13 protein-coding genes, 4 tRNA genes, 1 other RNA gene and 1 pseudogene are annotated in these 18,561 nt (G+C 52.1%); 4 read left to right on the forward strand and 15 right to left on the reverse strand.

The genetic code is table 11. The features are described 5' to 3' along the window. Positions 1-186: 186 nt before the first annotated feature. Positions 187-306 (forward strand): annotated as a pseudogene (locus D9980_RS27190) (type II toxin-antitoxin system RelE/ParE family toxin); the annotation flags it as partial. Between the two features lies 1 nt (position 307). Then, positions 308-592, forward strand: coding sequence for a helix-turn-helix domain-containing protein (locus tag D9980_RS18100; protein ID WP_121608042.1), 285 nt, complete (start codon positions 308-310; stop codon positions 590-592). Positions 593-656: 64 nt separating this feature from the next. Here D9980_RS18100 and shiA read toward each other — a convergent pair whose 3' ends face one another. The 15 genes from shiA to D9980_RS18180 form a co-directional block, all read right to left on the reverse strand. Beyond that, the gene (gene shiA / locus D9980_RS18105) at positions 657-2,003 is read right to left on the reverse strand and encodes a shikimate transporter (protein ID WP_121608043.1); all 1,347 of its coding nucleotides are present in this window, start codon (positions 2,001-2,003) and stop codon (positions 657-659) included. Between the two features lie 109 nt (positions 2,004-2,112). After that, positions 2,113-6,336 (reverse strand): DNA-directed RNA polymerase subunit beta', encoded by a 4,224-nt coding sequence (gene rpoC, locus D9980_RS18110; protein WP_121608044.1) that lies wholly within the window; start codon positions 6,334-6,336, stop codon positions 2,113-2,115. A gap of 118 nt (positions 6,337-6,454) precedes the next feature. Further along, complete coding sequence (gene rpoB / locus D9980_RS18115) at positions 6,455-10,483, reverse strand: DNA-directed RNA polymerase subunit beta (RefSeq protein WP_024485328.1); 4,029 nt, start codon at positions 10,481-10,483, stop codon at positions 6,455-6,457. 332 nt (positions 10,484-10,815) lie between these two features. Beyond that, positions 10,816-11,181 (reverse strand): 50S ribosomal protein L7/L12, encoded by a 366-nt coding sequence (gene rplL, locus D9980_RS18120; RefSeq protein ID WP_021182158.1) that lies wholly within the window; start codon positions 11,179-11,181, stop codon positions 10,816-10,818. 65 nt (positions 11,182-11,246) lie between these two features. Further along, positions 11,247-11,744, reverse strand: a complete 498-nt coding sequence (rplJ, locus tag D9980_RS18125) for a 50S ribosomal protein L10 (protein WP_024485329.1) — start codon at positions 11,742-11,744, stop codon at positions 11,247-11,249. A 331-nt stretch (positions 11,745-12,075) separates the two neighbouring features. After that, a complete protein-coding gene (rplA, locus tag D9980_RS18135) occupies positions 12,076-12,780 on the reverse strand; it encodes a 50S ribosomal protein L1 (protein WP_024485330.1) in 705 nt (234 codons plus the stop codon). Positions 12,781-12,783: 3 nt separating this feature from the next. After that, entirely contained in the window at positions 12,784-13,212 is a 429-nt protein-coding gene (rplK, locus tag D9980_RS18140) for a 50S ribosomal protein L11 (RefSeq protein WP_024485331.1), read from the reverse strand. A 157-nt stretch (positions 13,213-13,369) separates the two neighbouring features. Next, complete coding sequence (nusG, locus tag D9980_RS18145) at positions 13,370-13,915, reverse strand: transcription termination/antitermination protein NusG (protein WP_021182154.1); 546 nt, start codon at positions 13,913-13,915, stop codon at positions 13,370-13,372. A 1-nt stretch (position 13,916) separates the two neighbouring features. Beyond that, on the reverse strand, positions 13,917-14,300 hold the full coding sequence (gene secE / locus D9980_RS18150; protein WP_021182153.1) for a preprotein translocase subunit SecE: 384 nt from the start codon (positions 14,298-14,300) through the stop codon (positions 13,917-13,919). A 256-nt stretch (positions 14,301-14,556) separates the two neighbouring features. Continuing rightward, the gene (tuf, locus tag D9980_RS18155) at positions 14,557-15,741 is read right to left on the reverse strand and encodes an elongation factor Tu (protein WP_046808028.1); all 1,185 of its coding nucleotides are present in this window, start codon (positions 15,739-15,741) and stop codon (positions 14,557-14,559) included. A 111-nt stretch (positions 15,742-15,852) separates the two neighbouring features. Continuing rightward, a tRNA-Thr gene (locus D9980_RS18160) sits at positions 15,853-15,928 on the reverse strand. A 6-nt stretch (positions 15,929-15,934) separates the two neighbouring features. Beyond that, a tRNA-Gly gene (locus D9980_RS18165) sits at positions 15,935-16,009 on the reverse strand. A 40-nt stretch (positions 16,010-16,049) separates the two neighbouring features. Beyond that, positions 16,050-16,199: non-coding RNA, RtT sRNA (locus D9980_RS18170), on the reverse strand. A gap of 44 nt (positions 16,200-16,243) precedes the next feature. Continuing rightward, positions 16,244-16,328: transfer RNA gene (locus D9980_RS18175), tRNA-Tyr, on the reverse strand. Between the two features lie 25 nt (positions 16,329-16,353). Further along, positions 16,354-16,429 (reverse strand) — tRNA-Thr (locus tag D9980_RS18180). A 393-nt stretch (positions 16,430-16,822) separates the two neighbouring features. Here D9980_RS18180 and D9980_RS18185 point away from each other — a divergent pair. Next, on the forward strand, positions 16,823-17,371 hold the full coding sequence (locus tag D9980_RS18185) for an N-acetyltransferase (protein WP_121608045.1): 549 nt from the start codon (positions 16,823-16,825) through the stop codon (positions 17,369-17,371). A 220-nt stretch (positions 17,372-17,591) separates the two neighbouring features. Next, on the forward strand, positions 17,592-18,542 hold the full coding sequence (gene coaA / locus D9980_RS18190) for a type I pantothenate kinase (protein ID WP_021808140.1): 951 nt from the start codon (positions 17,592-17,594) through the stop codon (positions 18,540-18,542). The last annotated feature ends 19 nt before the right edge of the window (positions 18,543-18,561 follow it).

Here is an 18,561-nt window from a genome sequence, read left to right on the forward strand (position 1 = left end):
GTTGGCAAGCGTTCCTAAGCCAACCAAGGTTATCTCCCCCTCTTGATAACCTTGCTTACCAAACGCCGGAGCGTGCGGGGACTGGCCGCACGCTTCCGGTTCCTTGGTTGACTTTGCCTATAAAATATAACTTATACATTATTATAATCCATAGGTTATGTTGACTATTCACCTGTGGGGGCTTATATGTATGAATTGCTATTTCACCCCGAGGCAGAGAGCGAAATTTATGAGCTCGAACCTGTTATGCAGGCCAAGGCGCTTAAAGGACTTGAAAAGCTGGAAGCTAAAGGACCGGAACTGAAAGATGACAGTTAAAGGTATTAAATTTTCAGAAGTTAAAGCTAAATCTCTTGCTAATCATGAAGTTAGAAAGGCCTATGAGCAAGAAAGCCAGGAAGAGGAACTTCGCGCAGTCCTGATCGAAATGAAGTCTAAATCAGGACTGACAAGCACAGAGATCGCTGTACGAATGGGGGTCAGCCAACCCGCAGTGAGTCGGCTGGAGAGGAATGTTTCAAATGCAAGCCTCTCCACTTTACGACGATATGCAGCGGCTTGTGGAATGCGCATTAAACTGTCCCTTGGTTAAAAACACCCGCTAGCGCTACCTTTCCCTTTGTCGGGGCGCCGTATACTGCGCCCCTATAAACGTTTCAATCCGCCGTCTGGGGTTTCATACGCATACCTACAATGGCCGAAAGCAGGCACCCTAGCGCCAGATAGGCGGCAACCAGATGCCAGGAGCCGTCCATCAACTCCACCAGCAACACGGCAATAAACGGCGTGAAGCCACCACCGACCACGCTCGCGACCTGATAGCCTACTCCGGCTCCGCTATAGCGGTATGCCGTGCCGAACAGCTCGGTAAACATCGGCTGCTGCACGCTGACCAGCATGTCGTGCGCCATATTTCCCAGCATGATGGCAAAGAAGATAATCATCACCGTGTTACGGCTTTCCAGCGCCATGAAAAACGGTACCGTGCTGGCAACACCAATCAATGCTCCCGTCACGTAGATCCGCCGTCTGCCAAAGCTATCGGCCAAATAGGCAAAGCAAGGGATCGAGACACAGCTCACCGCCCCGACCAGCAAGCCAATATTCAGGAACAGATCCCGTGACAGGCCAAGATGGGTGGTTGAGTAGTTCATGGCAAAGGCCGTGACGATATACATCGTCAGCAGTTCGCCAAAGCGTAGGGCAATGATCAACAAGAAGGCTTTGGGATTCTGGCGCAGCGCCTCAAAGATCGGGAACTTGCGGATTTTCTCGGCCCGTTCGTGCAGCGTTTTATTGGCTTCAAACTCCTGTGACTCGTCCATGCCGTTACGGACCCACCAGGCAATGGCGACCAGCACCAGGCTGAACAGGAACGGCAAACGCCAGCCCCAGTTGATAAAGTCCTCATTGCTGGTGTAGTGGCTGACCAGGGAAACAGAACCAGTAGCCAACAGCAGCCCGACGCCAAAACCAATCTGTACGCCGCTGCTGTAAAAGGCTTTTCTCTTCTTAGGCGCGCTTTCTACCGCCAGCAAGGCAGCACCACCCCATTCACCACCCACAGCAAACCCTTGCACCGCTCGTAGCAGCACCAGCATGACCGGGGCCCACCAGCCGACCGAATCGAACGAGGGCAGCAGGCCGATCAACGCCGTAGAGATCCCCATCATCCAGACGGTGATCATCAGCATACGCTTACGGCCCAGCTTATCGCCAAAATGCCCGAACACCATGCCACCTAACGGGCGGAACAAGAAACCGACGCCAAAGGTGCCAAAGGCGGCCAGCGTGCCCATCGTTGGGCTGACCTGCGGGAAGAATTCGGTGTTAAAGACTAAAGCGGCAACTATTCCGTACAGTAGGAAGTCGTACCAATCGACTACGGCGCCAACGAAGCTTCCCCAGGCGGCACGTCGCGCGCGGCTTTGAGAATACTGGGTTGATGAGGTTATTTCACTGTTGGCAGCGCTGCTGCCACTGACTGAAGTTGAGGTATCCATGCCTGTCCCGTTATTTTAACTTTACAGCACTGTACAACAAAAAGCCCCGGCTAGGATAGCCAGGGCTTTAGTCATTCACTGCTTAACGTGCAGTCAGGGATGAAGTGACTTATTCGTCACTGCCACCCAGGTTACCGGCGTTGAGCAATTCGGCCAGGTTGGCTGTCGCTTCTTCCGCGCTAACCAGCGGAACAACCGGAGTTTCACCCAGAGCCTTACGGCGCATACGATCCTGGTGATAAGCGTAACCGGTACCGGCTGGGATCAGACGGCCCACGATCACGTTCTCTTTCAGGCCGCGCAGTTCATCACGCTTACCGGCAACGGCCGCTTCGGTGAGAACGCGCGTCGTTTCCTGGAACGATGCAGCAGAGATGAAGGACTCGGTCGCCAAGGAAGCCTTGGTGATACCCAGCAGATCGCGTGAGAAGGTTGCTTCGATCTTGCCTTCAGCAGCAAGTTTACGGTTAGCAATCTTAACGCGTGATACTTCAGCCTGTTCGCCTTCCAGGAACTCGGTGCTACCAGCGCTAACGATGGTCCCTTTACGCAGCATCTGACGAACGATAACTTCGATGTGTTTATCGTTAATCTTAACGCCTTGCAGACGGTAAACTTCCTGCACTTCGTTGGTGATGTAGCGAGTAACCGCATGCACACCACGCAGACGCAGAATGTCATGTGGAGATTCTGGGCCGTCAGAAACAACGTCACCACGTTCCACAATTTCACCTTCGAACACGTTGAGCTGACGCCATTTAGGGATCATCTCTTCGTAAGCGTCGCTGCCGTCCAGTGGAGAGATTACCAGGCGACGTTTGCCTTTGGTCTCTTTACCGAACGAGATAATCCCGCTGATTTCAGCCAGGATTGCCGGTTCTTTCGGACGACGTGCTTCGAACAGATCCGCAACGCGTGGCAGACCACCGGTAATATCCTTGGTACCGCCGGATTCCTGAGGAATACGTGCCAGGGTATCACCCGCACCGATCTGAATACCGTCTTCCAACTGCACAATCGCTTTACCCGGCAGGAAGTATTGAGCAGGCATATCAGTACCTGGGATCAATACGTCGTCGCCTTTGGCATCAACGATTTTCAGTGCCGGACGCAGGTCTTTACCGCTACCGGTACGCTCTGCGCTGTCCAGTACTACCAGAGAAGACAAACCGGTCAGTTCGTCGGTCTGGCGGGTAATGGTCTGGCCGTCAACCATATCGGCGAAGCGAATGAAACCGCTCACCTCGGTCACAACCGGCATGGTGTGTGGATCCCAGTTAGCAACGGTTTCGCCGCCGTTAACTTCTGCACCATCACCTTTGCCCATTACGGCACCGTAAGGCACTTTGTAGCTTTCTTTGGTACGGCCGAATTCGTCGATCAGCTTCAGTTCGGTATTACGCGAGGTAATTACCAGCTTGCCTGCAGCGTTCATAACGAACTTCACGTTGCTCAGCTTCAGGTTACCTTTGTTCTTCACCTGGATGCTGGATTCTGCTGCCGCACGAGATGCCGCACCACCGATGTGGAACGTACGCATCGTCAGCTGTGTACCCGGCTCACCGATGGACTGGGCCGCGATAACGCCGATGGCTTCACCTTTGTTGATGATGTGACCACGTGCCAGGTCGCGACCATAGCAGTTGGCGCACACACCAAAGTCGGTTTCACAGCTAACTACGGAACGGACTTTCACGCTGTCGACAGAGTTCTCTTCCAACAGGTCACAGGTCTTCTCGTTCAGCAGGGTGTTGCGTGGCACCAGGATGTCAGCCGTACCCGGCTTGATGACATCTTCAGCGGTCACACGACCCAGAACGCGTTCACGCAGTGGCTCTTTAACGTCACCACCTTCGATAACCGGAGTCATCATGATGCCGTTGTGAGTACCACAGTCGTCTTCGGTCACTACCAGGTCCTGCGCCACGTCAACCAGACGACGGGTCAGATAACCGGAGTTTGCCGTTTTCAGTGCGGTATCCGCCAAGCCTTTACGAGCACCGTGCGTGGAGATGAAGTACTGGAGTACGTTCAGACCTTCACGGAAGTTCGCAGTGATTGGCGTTTCGATGATGGAGCCATCTGGCTTGGCCATCAGGCCACGCATACCCGCCAACTGACGGATCTGAGCGGCAGAACCACGAGCACCGGAGTCGGCCATCATAAAGATGCTGTTGAAGGAAACTTGTTGTTCCACCACGCCGTCACGGTTAACCACGTCTTCAACCGACAGGTTTTCCATCATCGCTTTAGCAACACGTTCGTTCGCCGCAGCCCAGATATCGATCACTTTGTTGTAGCGTTCGCCCGCGGTAACCAGACCAGATTGGAACTGCTCCTGGATCTCGGCAACTTCGGTTTCCGCTTCTTCGATGATCTCTGCTTTCTTGGCTGGGATAACCATGTCATCGATACCTACAGACGCGCCTGAACGGGCAGCGTAAGCAAAACCGGTGTACATGATTTGGTCAGCGAAGATTACGGTCGGCTTCAGGCCCAGGATGCGGTAACAGGTGTTCAGCATCTTGGAGATCGCTTTCTTGCCCAAAGGCTGGTTGACGATCGAGTAAGGCAGACCTTGCGGTACGATCATCCACAGGATGGCGCGACCGATGGTGGTATCAATAATCGAAGTCTGGTGAATAGATTCACCTTCGGTATTCTTGATCTCTTCTGTAATACGCACTTTTACGCGTGCATGCAGAGAGGCCAGACCGGCGCGGTAAACGCGTTCAGCTTCTTTAGGACCCGTCAGAACCATGCCTTCGCCTTTGGCGTTAACACAGTCACGAGTCATATAGTACAGACCCAATACAACGTCCTGAGAAGGAACGATGATTGGCTCGCCGTTCGCTGGTGACAGGATGTTGTTGGTAGACATCATCAACGCACGCGCTTCCAGCTGGGCTTCCAGCGTCAACGGTACGTGAACAGCCATCTGGTCACCATCGAAGTCGGCGTTGTATGCCGCACAAACCAGCGGGTGCAGCTGGATCGCTTTACCTTCGATCAGAACCGGTTCAAACGCCTGGATACCCAAACGGTGCAGGGTTGGTGCACGGTTCAGCAGTACCGGGTGTTCGCGGATCACTTCGTCCAGGATATCCCAAACGACAGCTTCTTCGCGCTCAACCATTTTCTTGGCGGCTTTGATCGTTGTGGCCAGGCCACGCAGTTCCAGCTTGCCGTAGATGAACGGTTTGAACAGCTCCAGTGCCATTTTCTTCGGCAGACCGCACTGATGCAGACGCAGGTATGGACCTACGGTGATTACAGAACGACCAGAATAGTCAACACGTTTACCCAACAGGTTCTGACGGAAACGACCCTGCTTACCTTTGATCATGTCGGCCAAAGATTTCAGAGGACGCTTGTTGGAACCGGTGATCGCACGACCGCGACGGCCGTTATCCAGCAGGGCATCTACCGCTTCTTGCAGCATACGCTTTTCGTTGCGCACGATGATGTCCGGCGCAGCCAGATCCAGCAGGCGTTTCAGACGGTTGTTACGGTTGATCACGCGGCGGTACAGATCGTTCAGATCTGAAGTCGCGAAACGGCCACCATCCAGTGGAACCAATGGACGCAGATCTGGCGGCAGTACCGGCAGCACGGTCAGGATCATCCACTCTGGCTTGTTACCAGATTGCACGAACGCTTCCAGCAGCTTGATACGCTTGGTCAGCTTCTTACGCTTGGTTTCGGAGTTGGTTTCGTTCAGCTCTTCACGCAGCTGCTCACACTCGGCTTCCAGATCCATGTTTTTCAACAGGGCCTGAATAGCTTCCGCACCCATCTTGGCGTCGAATTCGTCACCAAACTCTTCCAGCGCATCCAGATACTGCTCTTCAGTCAGGATCTGACGACGCTCGAGGTTGGTCATACCGCCTTCGACTACTACGTAGGATTCGAAGTACAGTACACGTTCGATGTCACGCAGCGGCATATCCAGCAGCAAACCGATGCGCGAAGGCAGCGATTTCAGGAACCAGATGTGCGCAGTTGGGGAAGCCAGTTCGATGTGGCCCATACGCTCACGGCGTACTTTGGTCTGGGTCACTTCAACGCCGCACTTCTCACAAATCACGCCGCGGTGTTTCAAGCGCTTGTACTTACCGCACAGGCACTCGTAATCTTTTACCGGCCCAAAGATACGGGCGCAGAAAAGGCCGTCACGCTCAGGTTTGAACGTACGGTAGTTAATGGTTTCCGGCTTTTTAACTTCACCGAACGACCATGAACGGATCATGTCTGGCGATGCCAGAGCAATCTTGATCGCATCAAACTCTTCGGTCTTAGTTTGCGCTTTCAGAAACTTTAATAAGTCTTTCACGGATTGGCTCCTGTCGGAGTTAAACCTGTTGGGCGCACGCTGACAAATCGCGCGCCCGTGTGACCTGAACAACCACCCTCTGGCTCCCTAAGGTCGGGAGCCAGAGCTGAAATAGCGATTAGTCGCCTTCCAGTTCGATGTTGATACCCAGCGAGCGGATTTCTTTCAACAGTACGTTGAAGGACTCCGGCATGCCTGGTTCCATACGGTGATCGCCATCCACGATGTTTTTGTACATCTTGGTACGGCCGTTGACGTCATCCGACTTAACGGTAAGCATTTCCTGCAAGGTGTAAGCTGCGCCGTATGCTTCCAGCGCCCACACTTCCATCTCACCGAAGCGCTGACCACCGAATTGCGCCTTACCACCCAGCGGCTGCTGAGTAACCAAGCTGTAAGAACCGGTAGAACGCGCGTGCATCTTATCGTCAACCAAGTGGTTCAGTTTCAGCATGTACATATAGCCGACGGTTACCTGGCGCTCGAACTGCTCGCCGGTACGGCCATCAAACAGCGTAATCTGACCTGAAGTCGGGATACCGCCCATTTCCAGCAGTTGCTTGATTTCTGACTCTTTCGCACCATCGAAGACTGGGGTTGCGATCGGCATACCTTTTTTCAGGTTCTCTGCCAGACGCAAGACTTCGTCGTCGGTGAAGGTGTTCAGGTCAACTTTCTGGCAAACGCCGTCACCCAGATCGTAAGCCTTCTGGATGAATTCACGCAGCTTGGCAACTTCCTGGTGCTGCTTGAGCATTTGGTTGATCTTCTCACCAATGCCTTTCGCCGCCATACCCAGGTGAGTTTCCAGGATCTGACCGATGTTCATACGCGATGGAACGCCCAGCGGGTTCAGAACGATGTCAACCGGCGTACCGTTTTCATCGTAAGGCATATCTTCGATCGGGTTGATCTTGGAGATAACACCCTTGTTACCGTGGCGGCCTGCCATCTTGTCACCCGGTTGGATCTGACGCTTAACGGCCAGATACACCTTGACGATTTTCAGCACGCCTGGTGCCAGATCGTCACCTTGGGTGATCTTACGACGCTTGGCATCCAGCTTCTTCTCGAAGTCGGATTTCAGTTCGTCGTACTGCTCTGCCAGCTGTTCCAGCTGGTTTTGCTTGTCTTCGTCGGTCAGGCCCAGTTCCAACCAGCGATCGCGTGGCAGTTTGCTCAGCTTCTCGGCTTCGATACCACCAGAAACCAGTACCGCATGGATACGAGCGAACAGGCCAGCTTCGAGGATCTGCAGTTCTTCAGTCAGGTCTTTCTTCGCCTGCTTCAGCTGCATCTCTTCGATTTCCAACGCACGCTTGTCTTTGTCCACACCATCGCGGGTAAAGACCTGCACGTCGATAACCGTACCGGAAACGCCGTTTGGTACGCGCAGAGAAGAGTCTTTAACGTCAGACGCTTTCTCACCGAAGATCGCACGCAGCAGCTTCTCTTCTGGCGTCAGCTGGGTTTCACCTTTCGGCGTTACCTTACCAACCAGAATGTCGCCACCGGTCACTTCTGCACCGATATACACGATACCGGATTCATCCAGTTTGGAGAGCGCAGCTTCACCCACGTTAGGGATGTCGGCGGTGATCTCTTCCGGCCCCAGTTTGGTGTCGCGAGACACGCAAGCCAGTTCCTGAATGTGGATGGTGGTGAAGCGATCTTCCTGTACTACACGCTCGGAGACCAAAATGGAGTCTTCGAAGTTGTAGCCGTTCCAAGGCATGAACGCGACGCGCATGTTCTGACCCAATGCCAGTTCACCCAGGTCTGTAGACGGGCCATCTGCCAGCACGTCGCCGCGCTCGATTGGCTCACCCAGATTCACACAAGGCATCTGGTTGATACAGGTGTTCTGGTTAGAACGGGTGTACTTGGTCAGGTTATAAATATCGATACCTGCTTCGCCCGGGTACATCTCGTCTTCGTTAACTTTGATAACGATACGGGAAGCATCCACGTACTGGATCACACCACCACGTTTGGCTACGGCAGTAACACCGGAGTCAACCGCTACGGCACGTTCCATACCGGTACCTACCAGCGGCTTGTCAGCACGCAGGGTTGGCACCGCTTGACGTTGCATGTTCGCACCCATCAATGCACGGTTGGCGTCATCGTGTTCCAGGAATGGGATCAGTGAAGCACCAACAGAAACAACCTGCTGGGTTGATACGTCCATATAGTCAACCTGGTCGCGGCTAAACAGGCTTGATTCGCCTTTGCTACGACAGGTAACCAAGTCTTCTTCGAAGCGGCCTTCTTCGTCCAGGTTGGAGTTCGCCTGAGCGATAACGAAGTTGCCTTCTTCAATAGCAGACAGATAGTTGATTTCATCGGTAACCACGCCGTCACGCACGCGGCGGTACGGGGTTTCCAGGAAGCCATACTCGTTGGTCTGTGCGTACACGGACAAGGAGTTGATCAGACCGATGTTTGGACCTTCCGGCGTTTCGATTGGACACACACGACCGTAGTGAGTCGGGTGTACGTCTCGAACTTCAAAGCCGGCACGTTCACGGGTCAGACCGCCTGGGCCCAATGCAGAGATACGACGTTTGTGCGTGATCTCGGACAACGGGTTGTTCTGGTCCATAAACTGGGACAGCTGGCTTGAACCGAAGAACTCTTTCACCGCCGCCGAAATTGGCTTGGCGTTGATCATGTCCTGAGGCATCAGGGTATCCAGATCGCCCAGGGACAGACGTTCTTTCACCGCACGCTCAACACGTACCAGACCGACACGGAACTGGTTTTCGGCCATTTCGCCAACGGAACGGATACGACGGTTGCCCAAGTGGTCGATATCGTCCACTTCGCCTTTACCGTTACGGATATCGATGAGCTTCTTCATCACTTCGATGATGTCGTCTTTGCTCAGGATGCCCGAACCTTCGATCTCGTCACGCAGCAGAGAACGGTTAAACTTCATCCGGCCAACCGCAGACAGATCGTAGCGGTCTTCAGAGAAGAACAGGTTCTCGAACAGGCTTTCCGCGGCTTCACGCGTTGGTGGCTCACCAGGGCGCATCATGCGGTAGATTTCTACCAGAGCGCTCAGACGATCGCTGGTTGGGTCGACACGTACGGTTTCAGAGATGTACGCACCGTGGTCCAGATCGTTGGTGAACAGCGTTTCGATACGCTTGTGGCCTGACTGGCTCAGCTTGGCCAACAGATCCAGTGACAGCTCCATGTTGGCTGCACAGATCAGTTCGCCGGTATTAGTATCGATATAGTCCTTCGCGACCACTTTGCCCGCGATGTACTCAACCGGTACTTCAATACTGCGAATTTCGTCTTTTTCGAGCTGACGGATATGACGAGCGGTGATACGGCGTGCTTTCTCAACGTAGATCTTACCGTTGGCTTCGATATCGAAGGACGCAGTTTCACCACGCAGACGCTCTGGAACCAGCTCCATCTGCAGCTTGTTATCACGGATCTCGAAAACAACTTTCTCAAAGAACAGGTCAAGGATCTGCTCAGTGGTGTAGCTCAGCGCGCGCAGAATAATGGTCGCAGGCAGTTTGCGGCGACGGTCGATACGCACGAACAGGTTGTCTTTCGGGTCAAACTCGAAATCCAGCCATGAGCCACGGTAAGGGATGATACGTGCGTTATACAGCACTTTACCCGAGGAGTGGGTTTTGCCCTTATCGCTGTCGAAGAACACACCAGGACTACGATGCAGCTGGGATACGATAACCCTCTCGGTACCGTTAATGACAAAGGTACCGTTTTCGGTCATGAGCGGAATTTCGCCCATATAGACTTCTTGTTCCTTGATGTCTTTGACCGTACCTTCTGGTGCTTCACGTTCGTAGATGACCAGGCGCAGTTTTACGCGCAGCGGTGCAGAGTACGTCACACCACGGATCTGGCACTCTTTAACGTCAAACACCGGCTCACCAAGACGGTAGCTAACGTATTGCAGCTCCGAATTGCCACTGTAGCTCTGGATCGGGAAAACAGAACGGAATGCGGCTTCTAAGCCGTATTGCCCTTCTGGATCTTGCTCGATAAATTTCTGGAACGAGTCAAGCTGGATAGAAAGGAGATAAGGTATGTCCAAAACTTGTGGACGCTTACCAAAATCCTTACGAATACGTTTCTTCTCGGTATAGGAGTAAACCATAGGGTTCCTCAGCTCGCTGGAAAGTCGAACCTATTGTCCGTCCGGATAGGGGACGGTTCATGCAACACCGTTTTGTTGACCGGAAAGCGAGAACACTTTCCGCAATACTCGTTTCTATCACGCTTAAATCATTTCATTGCCGTGGCGGCAGATTCGGCTGCGGCGCAGAGGGCAGTATATTAAGTCGTCGATAGAAAGAAATATTGGGGTTAGCCAGTAGTCAAACAGTGTGAAACTCTACTGACGCCCTACAGCGCAAAAAGGCTGGTGACCAAAAAGTCACCAGCCATCAGTCTGTTAGTTAAAACAGACTGCACTCCAAAAGCAGTGGCTTATTTAACTTCAACTTCAGCGCCAGCTTCTTCCAGAGCTTTTTTCAGTGCTTCAGCGTCGTCTTTGCTGATGCCTTCTTTCAGTGCTGCTGGTGCAGACTCAACCAGGTCTTTAGCTTCTTTCAGACCCAGGCCAGTTGCGCCACGTACTGCTTTGATTACTGCAACTTTGTTCGCGCCGATACCTTTCAGTACAACGTCGAATTCAGTTTTTTCTTCAGCAGCTTCAACAGCAGCAGCAGGACCTGCAGCTACAGCAGCAGCAGAAACACCGAACTTCTCTTCCATAGCGGCGATCAGTTCAACGATTTCCATTACAGACAGGGCTGCAACGCCTTCGATAATTTGGTCTTTAGTGATAGACATAACAAAAGTTCCTAAAATTCAGAAATAGTTTAAATACGTAAGCAAAGGCTAAGAAAGAGAGAGGCTTATGCCGCTTCTTTCTGATCGCGTACTGCAGCCAGAGTGCGAACCAATTTGCCAGCAGCGGCTTCTTTCATGGTTGCCATCAGGCGTGCGATTGCTTCATCGTAAGTAGGCAGCGTTGCCAAGCGGTCGATTTGTGCCGCAGGGATCAGCTCACCTTCAAAGGCCGCAGCTTTAACCTCAAATTTTGCATTCGCTTTCGCGAACTCTTTGAACAGACGAGCAGCAGCGCCCGGGTGTTCAGTAGAGAATGCAATCAAGGTAGGACCGACAAACGTGTCTTTCAGGCATTCGAACGGAGTGCCTTCAACTACGCGACGCATCAAGGTGTTACGAACAACACGCATGTAAACGCCAGCTTCACGACCTGCTTTACGCAGTTCAGTCATTTTATCAACGGTAACGCCACGAGAATCCGCAACTACCGCAGACAGCGCGCCTTTGGCTACTTCGTTGACTTCAGCAACAATCGCTTGTTTGTCTTGAAGATTTAATGCCATTAGCTTTTTGCTCCTGGATTTAGCCGGGGAAAATCCCCGGAACTCACTTCACTCAACAGCTTATGCGAACACGCGCCGTTGAGCGGCTTAACACGGTGAGCAGAATCCAGCAAAGACCATTCTTTTTAAAAAAGAAAAAATTTCTTTAGGCTCTGTCACCGTCTACGCAGGAAGGATTAAGTGCCTTGCGGCACACCTGCGGTCTTGGACGGAGGCCTGGATAGGCCAGGCTCCAACCGAAAAATCTGTTGTTCCACACGTAGCAGAACCTTGGGGGATAAGATTCTAGATGAATCCCACCCCCAAGTCAAAGCGATTAATCACCAGGTGATTAGTTCGCTACAGCAGTCAAGCCGCTTTGATCGATAGCTACGCCAGCACCCATGGTGGTGGAGAGGCTAACTTTCTTGATGTACACGCCTTTTGCCTGAGATGGTTTGGCTTTTTTCAGCGCAACCAGCAGAGACTCCAGGTTTTCCTTCAGCTTGTCTGTGTCGAAATCAACCTTACCGATAGTGGTATGGATGATACCGTTTTTGTCGTTACGATAACGAACCTGACCTGCTTTAGCGTTCTTCACAGCTTCAGCAACGTTAGGGGTAACGGTACCCACTTTCGGGTTAGGCATCAGACCACGTGGACCCAGAACCTGGCCCAGTTGACCTACAACGCGCATTGCATCCGGGGAAGCAATAACTACGTCGAAGTTCATCTCGCCTTTCTTGATCTGGTCAGCCAGGTCTTCCATACCTACCAGCTCTGCGCCTGCAGCTTTAGCAGCTTCAGCGTTAGGGCCCTGGGCAAATACGGCAACGCGAACGCTGCGACCGGTGCCGTGTGGCAGAACGGTAGCACCACGAACGTTTTGGTCTGATTTACGAGCGTCGATGCCGAGGTTAACGGCAACGTCAACGCTTTCTACGAATTTAGCGGTGGCCAGCTCTTTCAGCAGAGCAACAGCTTCGAGGATGTCATACTGTTTAGTAGCATCAACTTTGTCACGGATCACGCGCATGCGCTTGGTCAGCTTAGCCATTTCTTAATCCTCCACTACCAGGCCCATGGAACGAGCAGTACCTTCGATGGAGCGAATCATCGCTTCAACGTCAGAACCAGTCATGTCCGCAGCTTTGGTTTCTGCGATTTCACGTACCTGTGCACTAGTCACTTTGCCGACTTTTTCTTTGTTCGGCTTGCCGGAACCAGATTTAACACCAGCCGCTTTCTTCAGCAGAACTGCTGCCGGCGGGGTTTTGGTTACGAAAGTGAAGGAGCGATCAGAATAAACTGTAATAACAACCGGGATCGGCAGGCCTTTCTCAACGCTGTCAGTCTTAGCGTTAAATGCCTTACAGAATTCCATGATGTTAACACCTTGCTGACCCAGAGCTGGACCAACTGGTGGACTTGGGTTAGCCATACCGGCTGCAACTTGCAGCTTAACGTAGGCTTGTACTTTCTTGGCCATTGAAATTTCCTCGTTTGGGTAATATCGCCTCCTGAGAGGCTCCCCGTGTTTCGTCTCGCTGCAAGAGCAAGACATCTAAAAACAAAAGGCGCGAAATTATAGTTCAATTTCGCGCCTCTGACAAGCCACAAATCCGCTCGCCTTGCTGATTATTTGATCAGCCTTTTTCTACCTGGCTAAAGTCCAGTTCCACCGGCGTTGCACGGCCAAAGATGGAGACAGACACTTTCAGGCGGCTCTTCTCGTAGTCCACTTCTTCAACGACACCGTTAAAGTCAGCAAATGGACCATCGTTGACGCGCACCAGTTCACCCGGCTCGAACATCGTTTTCGGACGTGGCTTATCACCCGCCTGCTGCAGGCGGTTCATAATAGCATCCACTTCTTTATCGCTGATCGGTGCAGGACGATCGGAAGTTCCACCGATGAAGCCCATAACACGAGGAACACTGCGCACCAAGTGCCAGCTGGCGTCATTCATCACCATCTGAACCAGTACATAGCCAGGGAAGAATTTACGCTCACTCTTACGACGCAGACCGCCACGGATCTCCACCACTTCTTCGGTGGGAACCATGACTTCGCCGAACAGCTCTTCCATATCGTGCAGTTTGATATGTTCACGCAGCGATTGCGCTACGCGACCTTCAAAACCGGAAAACGCCTGAACGACGTACCAGCGTTTTTTTGGGGCTTCAGACATTTTAGAACCTCAGGCCAGTAATAAACGATACCAGACGGACCAATATACCATCCAGGCCCCACAGAATCAGTGACATCACGGCGGTTACCGCGGCAACGATCAACGTGGTGTGTAACGTTTCCTGACGAGTTGGCCAGATCACTTTACGTACTTCAGTACGCGCTTCGCGCGCAAATGCAACGGTGGCTTTGCCTTTAGTAGTCATCAATGCCACTGCACCTGCAACGGCAATAACCACGACAACGGCCAACGCCCGCAGCGGCAGGCTGAAATCACGGTAGTAATAGTTACCGACGATAGCCACAACCAACAGAACGGCGACGATTGACCACTTGGCCGCTTCAAGGCCGCGCCCGCTCCCTTGAGCCTCGGTATTCGCACTCATAAACCAACCTGTCACTAATGATTCGAACAAACAACTTTGCCTCGCAATGCGAGGCAAACCAAACCGAACAGATGCCGCTTGGCAGCATCTCGGTGTTTTACGCCATGACGTATTTCAGTCAATACCGTTTAAGAGCCCATCTCACCAATGATTATGACTGCAAAATCGCTGATGAGATAGGTTCTAGTTCACAGCGTAGAAAAAGGGCATCAAATGATGCCCTTTTATCGCATGTCGCGTCAAATATTATCCGCGATTAAGCGATAACTTTGGCAACAACACCAGCGCCAACGGTACGGCCGCCTTCACGGATTGCGAAACGCAAGCCTTGGTCCATAGCGATTGGGTGGATCAGGGTAACAACCATGTTCACGTTATCGCCTGGCATTACCATCTCTACGCCTTCTGGCAGTTCGATGGTACCGGTCACGTCAGTTGTACGGAAGTAGAACTGTGGACGGTAGCCTTTGAAGAATGGAGTATGACGACCACCTTCTTCTTTGCTCAGGATATACACTTCTGAATCGAACTGAGTGTGCGGCTTGATGGAACCTGGTTTAGCCAGTACCTGACCACGTTCGATGTCTTCACGCTTGATACCACGCAGCAGAACACCTACGTTCTCACCAGCACGGCCTTCGTCCAGCAGTTTGCGGAACATTTCAACGCCAGTACAGGTAGACTTAACGGTGTCTTTGATACCAACGATTTCAACTTCTTCGCCAACTTTAACGATACCGCGCTCAACACGACCGGTAACTACGGTACCACGACCGGAGATGGAGAATACGTCTTCGATTGGCAGCAGGAACGGCAGGTCGATAGCACGCTCTGGTTCTGGGATGTAAGAATCCAGGTGACCGGCCAGCTCGATGATTTTAGCTTCCCACTCAGCTTCGCCTTCCAGTGCTTTCAGCGCTGAACCACGAACAACCGGCAGGTCATCACCAGGGAAGTCATAAGCAGACAGAAGTTCACGAACTTCCATTTCTACCAGTTCCAGCAGCTCTTCATCATCAACCATGTCGCATTTGTTCATGAATACGATGATGTAAGGAACGCCAACCTGACGACCCAGCAGGATGTGCTCACGAGTCTGAGGCATAGGGCCGTCAGTCGCAGCTACAACCAGGATAGCGCCGTCCATCTGAGCAGCACCGGTGATCATGTTTTTCACGTAGTCGGCGTGCCCTGGGCAGTCAACGTGCGCGTAGTGACGAGTCGGGGTGTCATATTCAACGTGAGAAGTGTTGATGGTGATACCACGAGCCTTCTCTTCTGGCGCGTTATCGATCTGGTCGAAAGCACGTGCAGAACCACCGTAGGTTTTAGCCAGAACGGTAGTGATTGCAGCAGTCAGGGTAGTTTTGCCGTGGTCAACGTGGCCGATAGTACCGACGTTAACGTGCGGTTTTGAACGTTCAAATTTTTCTTTAGACATCGATTGTCCCTCTAAGACACGGATAAATCGGTGGTATCACCACATCAACCAAGCATTTGCTTGTTGAATTCAGGAAACAGAAAGAAAATCAGGGGGCGAGAAATTAAGAAGTGGTGCTGATAGGCAGATTCGAACTGCCGACCTCACCCTTACCAAGGGTGCGCTCTACCAACTGAGCTATATCAGCACATCTTGGAGCGGGCAGTGGGAATCGAACCCACATCATCAGCTTGGAAGGCTGAGGTAATAGCCATTATACGATGCCCGCATCCTGGAACTCGGCTACCTGACTTTTCTGTAGACTTTAAAGGTGGAGAGAAGGATTGTTCGTCGCTTAACTCTTCACCCTTCGTGCCAGCAACTTCCGTTACGCGGCGCGAACTGTTTGAAGGCATTGTCTCACTTTGTGAGACTTGAACCTTGTTATAAGGTTCTTACCTTCCCCGAACGATGCTCATCTTAATGATTCCGCTCGGTGTGACCCAGTGCCTCGGGTCTAAAATGGTGGTGGGGGAAGGATTCGAACCTTCGAAGTCTGTGACGGCAGATTTACAGTCTGCTCCCTTTGGCCGCTCGGGAACCCCACCAGATTTTAACTACTTTATACTTGAATGGTGCCGGCTACCGGAATCGAACTGGTGACCTACTGATTACAAGTCAGTTGCTCTACCTACTGAGCTAAGCCGGCATCAAGTGCAGCGCATTCTAGGTAGAGCTGACGGGCTATGCAACAAAAAAATTGCGATCTAAGCCCTATCGCTCATAAATCAGCCGATTTCTGCATCCGGCTCGCAATTTTTTACCGTTGAGGCGCAAAATTTCATCAATTATGGGCATTAATCTAAACTATTTTAGACCTACCCTGCTGAGGCTTTCCCTGCACTTTTCCGTATCGCTCAATCAAAGATAGCCTATCGGTTGAAAGCCGCGATCGGGATGGTGCGCAACAAAGAGGACGGTGCTCTCTGATGGTGCTTATATACCGCTTTCGTCCCTGGACTGGCTGCACCCGCACAGGTTAGCCGCATTGGCGCGCTTATTGCTTATCATCATTATCCCTAATAGCCAGGAGGTATGACCGATGAAAATTGTCCTGATCAATGCGGCAACGCTTCCCATTTACCGCGCCGAGCTGGCGCAGTTGCTCACCGATGCGGTCACTCACGGGGCTTCAGTAGGTTACGACACGCAAATTCCCCACGAAGATGCCGAGAGCTACTTCCATAGCCTACGCCCTGCTTTGGCCAAAGGAGAGTTGTTATTGTGGATTGCCAGAGACGAAAGCGGCGTCATTGGCACAGTCCAACTCGCCCTGTGTCAAAAGCCGAACGGCCGCAACCGGGCCGAAGTACAAAAACTGCTGGTGCACAGCCGCGCCCGCCGCAATGGCGTTGGGCAGGCGTTGATGAAATCGCTAGAAAAAATGGCGCTTGAGATCCGCCGTGGCCTGCTTTATCTGGACACTCAGGCCGGTTCTGCAGCCGAAGGGCTGTATCGCTCGTTAGGCTATCGTTGCCTCGGGGAGATACCCGATTACGCCGCGGCTCCCGACGGGTATTACCATCCTACGGCGATTTACTACAAGCGGCTGTTTGCCGTTCAGCAACCCTCTCGCGCCGCCGCCAGCTGACCTGAAAACGGTATCATTGCCCAGTGATACCGCATTGCAACAGGCCCTTTCTCAATTGCGTGCCTGTTCGCACTATTGGTAAAAACTGCCACTAATCGACCACAATTGCGAAAAAAGTCTACGCCTAAAAGCCAGCTGTCTATAATATGCAGTTTGATTATTATCTGGAGTTGGCGTCCAGCGCCTTTCCCAACCTGCGTTAACAGGCAGAATTTGGCTTATGATAAAAAGAGATCAATCTTTAGCGACGCCTTACCTTCAGTTCGATCGCAGCCAGTGGGCCGCGTTACGGGATTCGGTGCCGCTGACGCTGTCAGAAGAAGAGATTGTTAAACTCAAAGGGATTAACGAAGATCTCTCCTTGGAAGAAGTCGCACAGATCTACTTGCCGCTCTCACGGTTGCTGAACTTCTATATCAGTTCTAACCTGCGTCGCCAGGCAGTTCTGGAGCAATTCCTTGGCACTGATGGTCAACGCATTCCTTATGTGATCGGCATTGCTGGCAGCGTAGCCGTGGGTAAAAGTACCACAGCGCGTTTATTGCAGGCGTTGTTGAGCCGCTGGCCTGAACATCGTAGCGTGGAGCTGATCACCACAGACGGCTTTCTGCACCCGAACAAGGTGCTGAACGAGCGCGGCCTGATGAAGAAAAAAGGATTCCCGCAATCCTACGATATGCATAGCCTGGTGAAATTCGTTTCGGAAGTTAAATCCGGTGCCAAACGTGTTACTGCGCCGGTATACTCTCACCTTATCTATGACGTCGTGCCTGAAGGCAATAAAGTTATCGAACAGCCTGATATTCTGATCCTGGAAGGATTGAATGTTTTGCAAAGCGGTATGGACTATCCACACGATCCTCACCGGGTATTTGTTTCCGACTTTGTTGATTTCTCAATCTATGTTGATGCCCCTGGCGATCTATTGCAAAGCTGGTATATCAACCGCTTCCTGAAATTCCGTCAGGGTGCGTTCTCTAACCCAGACTCCTATTTCCATAGCTATGCGCAGTTGCCGGAAACGGAGGCGATCAACATCGCCACTCAGCTATGGAATGAGATTAATGGATTGAATTTACAGCAGAATATCTTACCGACTCGCGAGAGAGCCAGCTTGATTATGACTAAGAGTGCCAATCACGCTGTGGAAAGTGTACGGTTACGGAAATAATCGATAGCGTAAGAGAGGC

The organism is Serratia sp. 3ACOL1 (assembly GCF_003668775.1).
GTDB classification, from domain to species: Bacteria; Pseudomonadota; Gammaproteobacteria; order Enterobacterales; family Enterobacteriaceae; genus Chania; species Chania fonticola.

Coding starts and splice junctions, on each gene's coding strand:
- D9980_RS18100 (WP_121608042.1), top strand. CDS start 308: ATGACAGTTAAAGGTATTAAATTTTCAGAAGTTAAAGCTAAATCTCTT.
- shiA (WP_121608043.1), bottom strand. CDS start 2,003: ATGGATACCTCAACTTCAGTCAGTGGCAGCAGCGCTGCCAACAGTGAA.
- rpoB (WP_024485328.1), bottom strand. CDS start 10,483: ATGGTTTACTCCTATACCGAGAAGAAACGTATTCGTAAGGATTTTGGT.
- rplL (WP_021182158.1), bottom strand. CDS start 11,181: ATGTCTATCACTAAAGACCAAATTATCGAAGGCGTTGCAGCCCTGTCT.
- rplJ (WP_024485329.1), bottom strand. CDS start 11,744: ATGGCATTAAATCTTCAAGACAAACAAGCGATTGTTGCTGAAGTCAAC.
- rplA (WP_024485330.1), bottom strand. CDS start 12,780: ATGGCTAAGCTGACCAAGCGCATGCGCGTGATCCGTGACAAAGTTGAT.
- rplK (WP_024485331.1), bottom strand. CDS start 13,212: ATGGCCAAGAAAGTACAAGCCTACGTTAAGCTGCAAGTTGCAGCCGGT.
- nusG (WP_021182154.1), bottom strand. CDS start 13,915: ATGTCTGAAGCCCCAAAAAAACGCTGGTACGTCGTTCAGGCGTTTTCC.
- secE (WP_021182153.1), bottom strand. CDS start 14,300: ATGAGTGCGAATACCGAGGCTCAAGGGAGCGGGCGCGGCCTTGAAGCG.
- tuf (WP_046808028.1), bottom strand. CDS start 15,741: ATGTCTAAAGAAAAATTTGAACGTTCAAAACCGCACGTTAACGTCGGT.
- D9980_RS18185 (WP_121608045.1), top strand. CDS start 16,823: ATGAAAATTGTCCTGATCAATGCGGCAACGCTTCCCATTTACCGCGCC.
- coaA (WP_021808140.1), top strand. CDS start 17,592: ATGATAAAAAGAGATCAATCTTTAGCGACGCCTTACCTTCAGTTCGAT.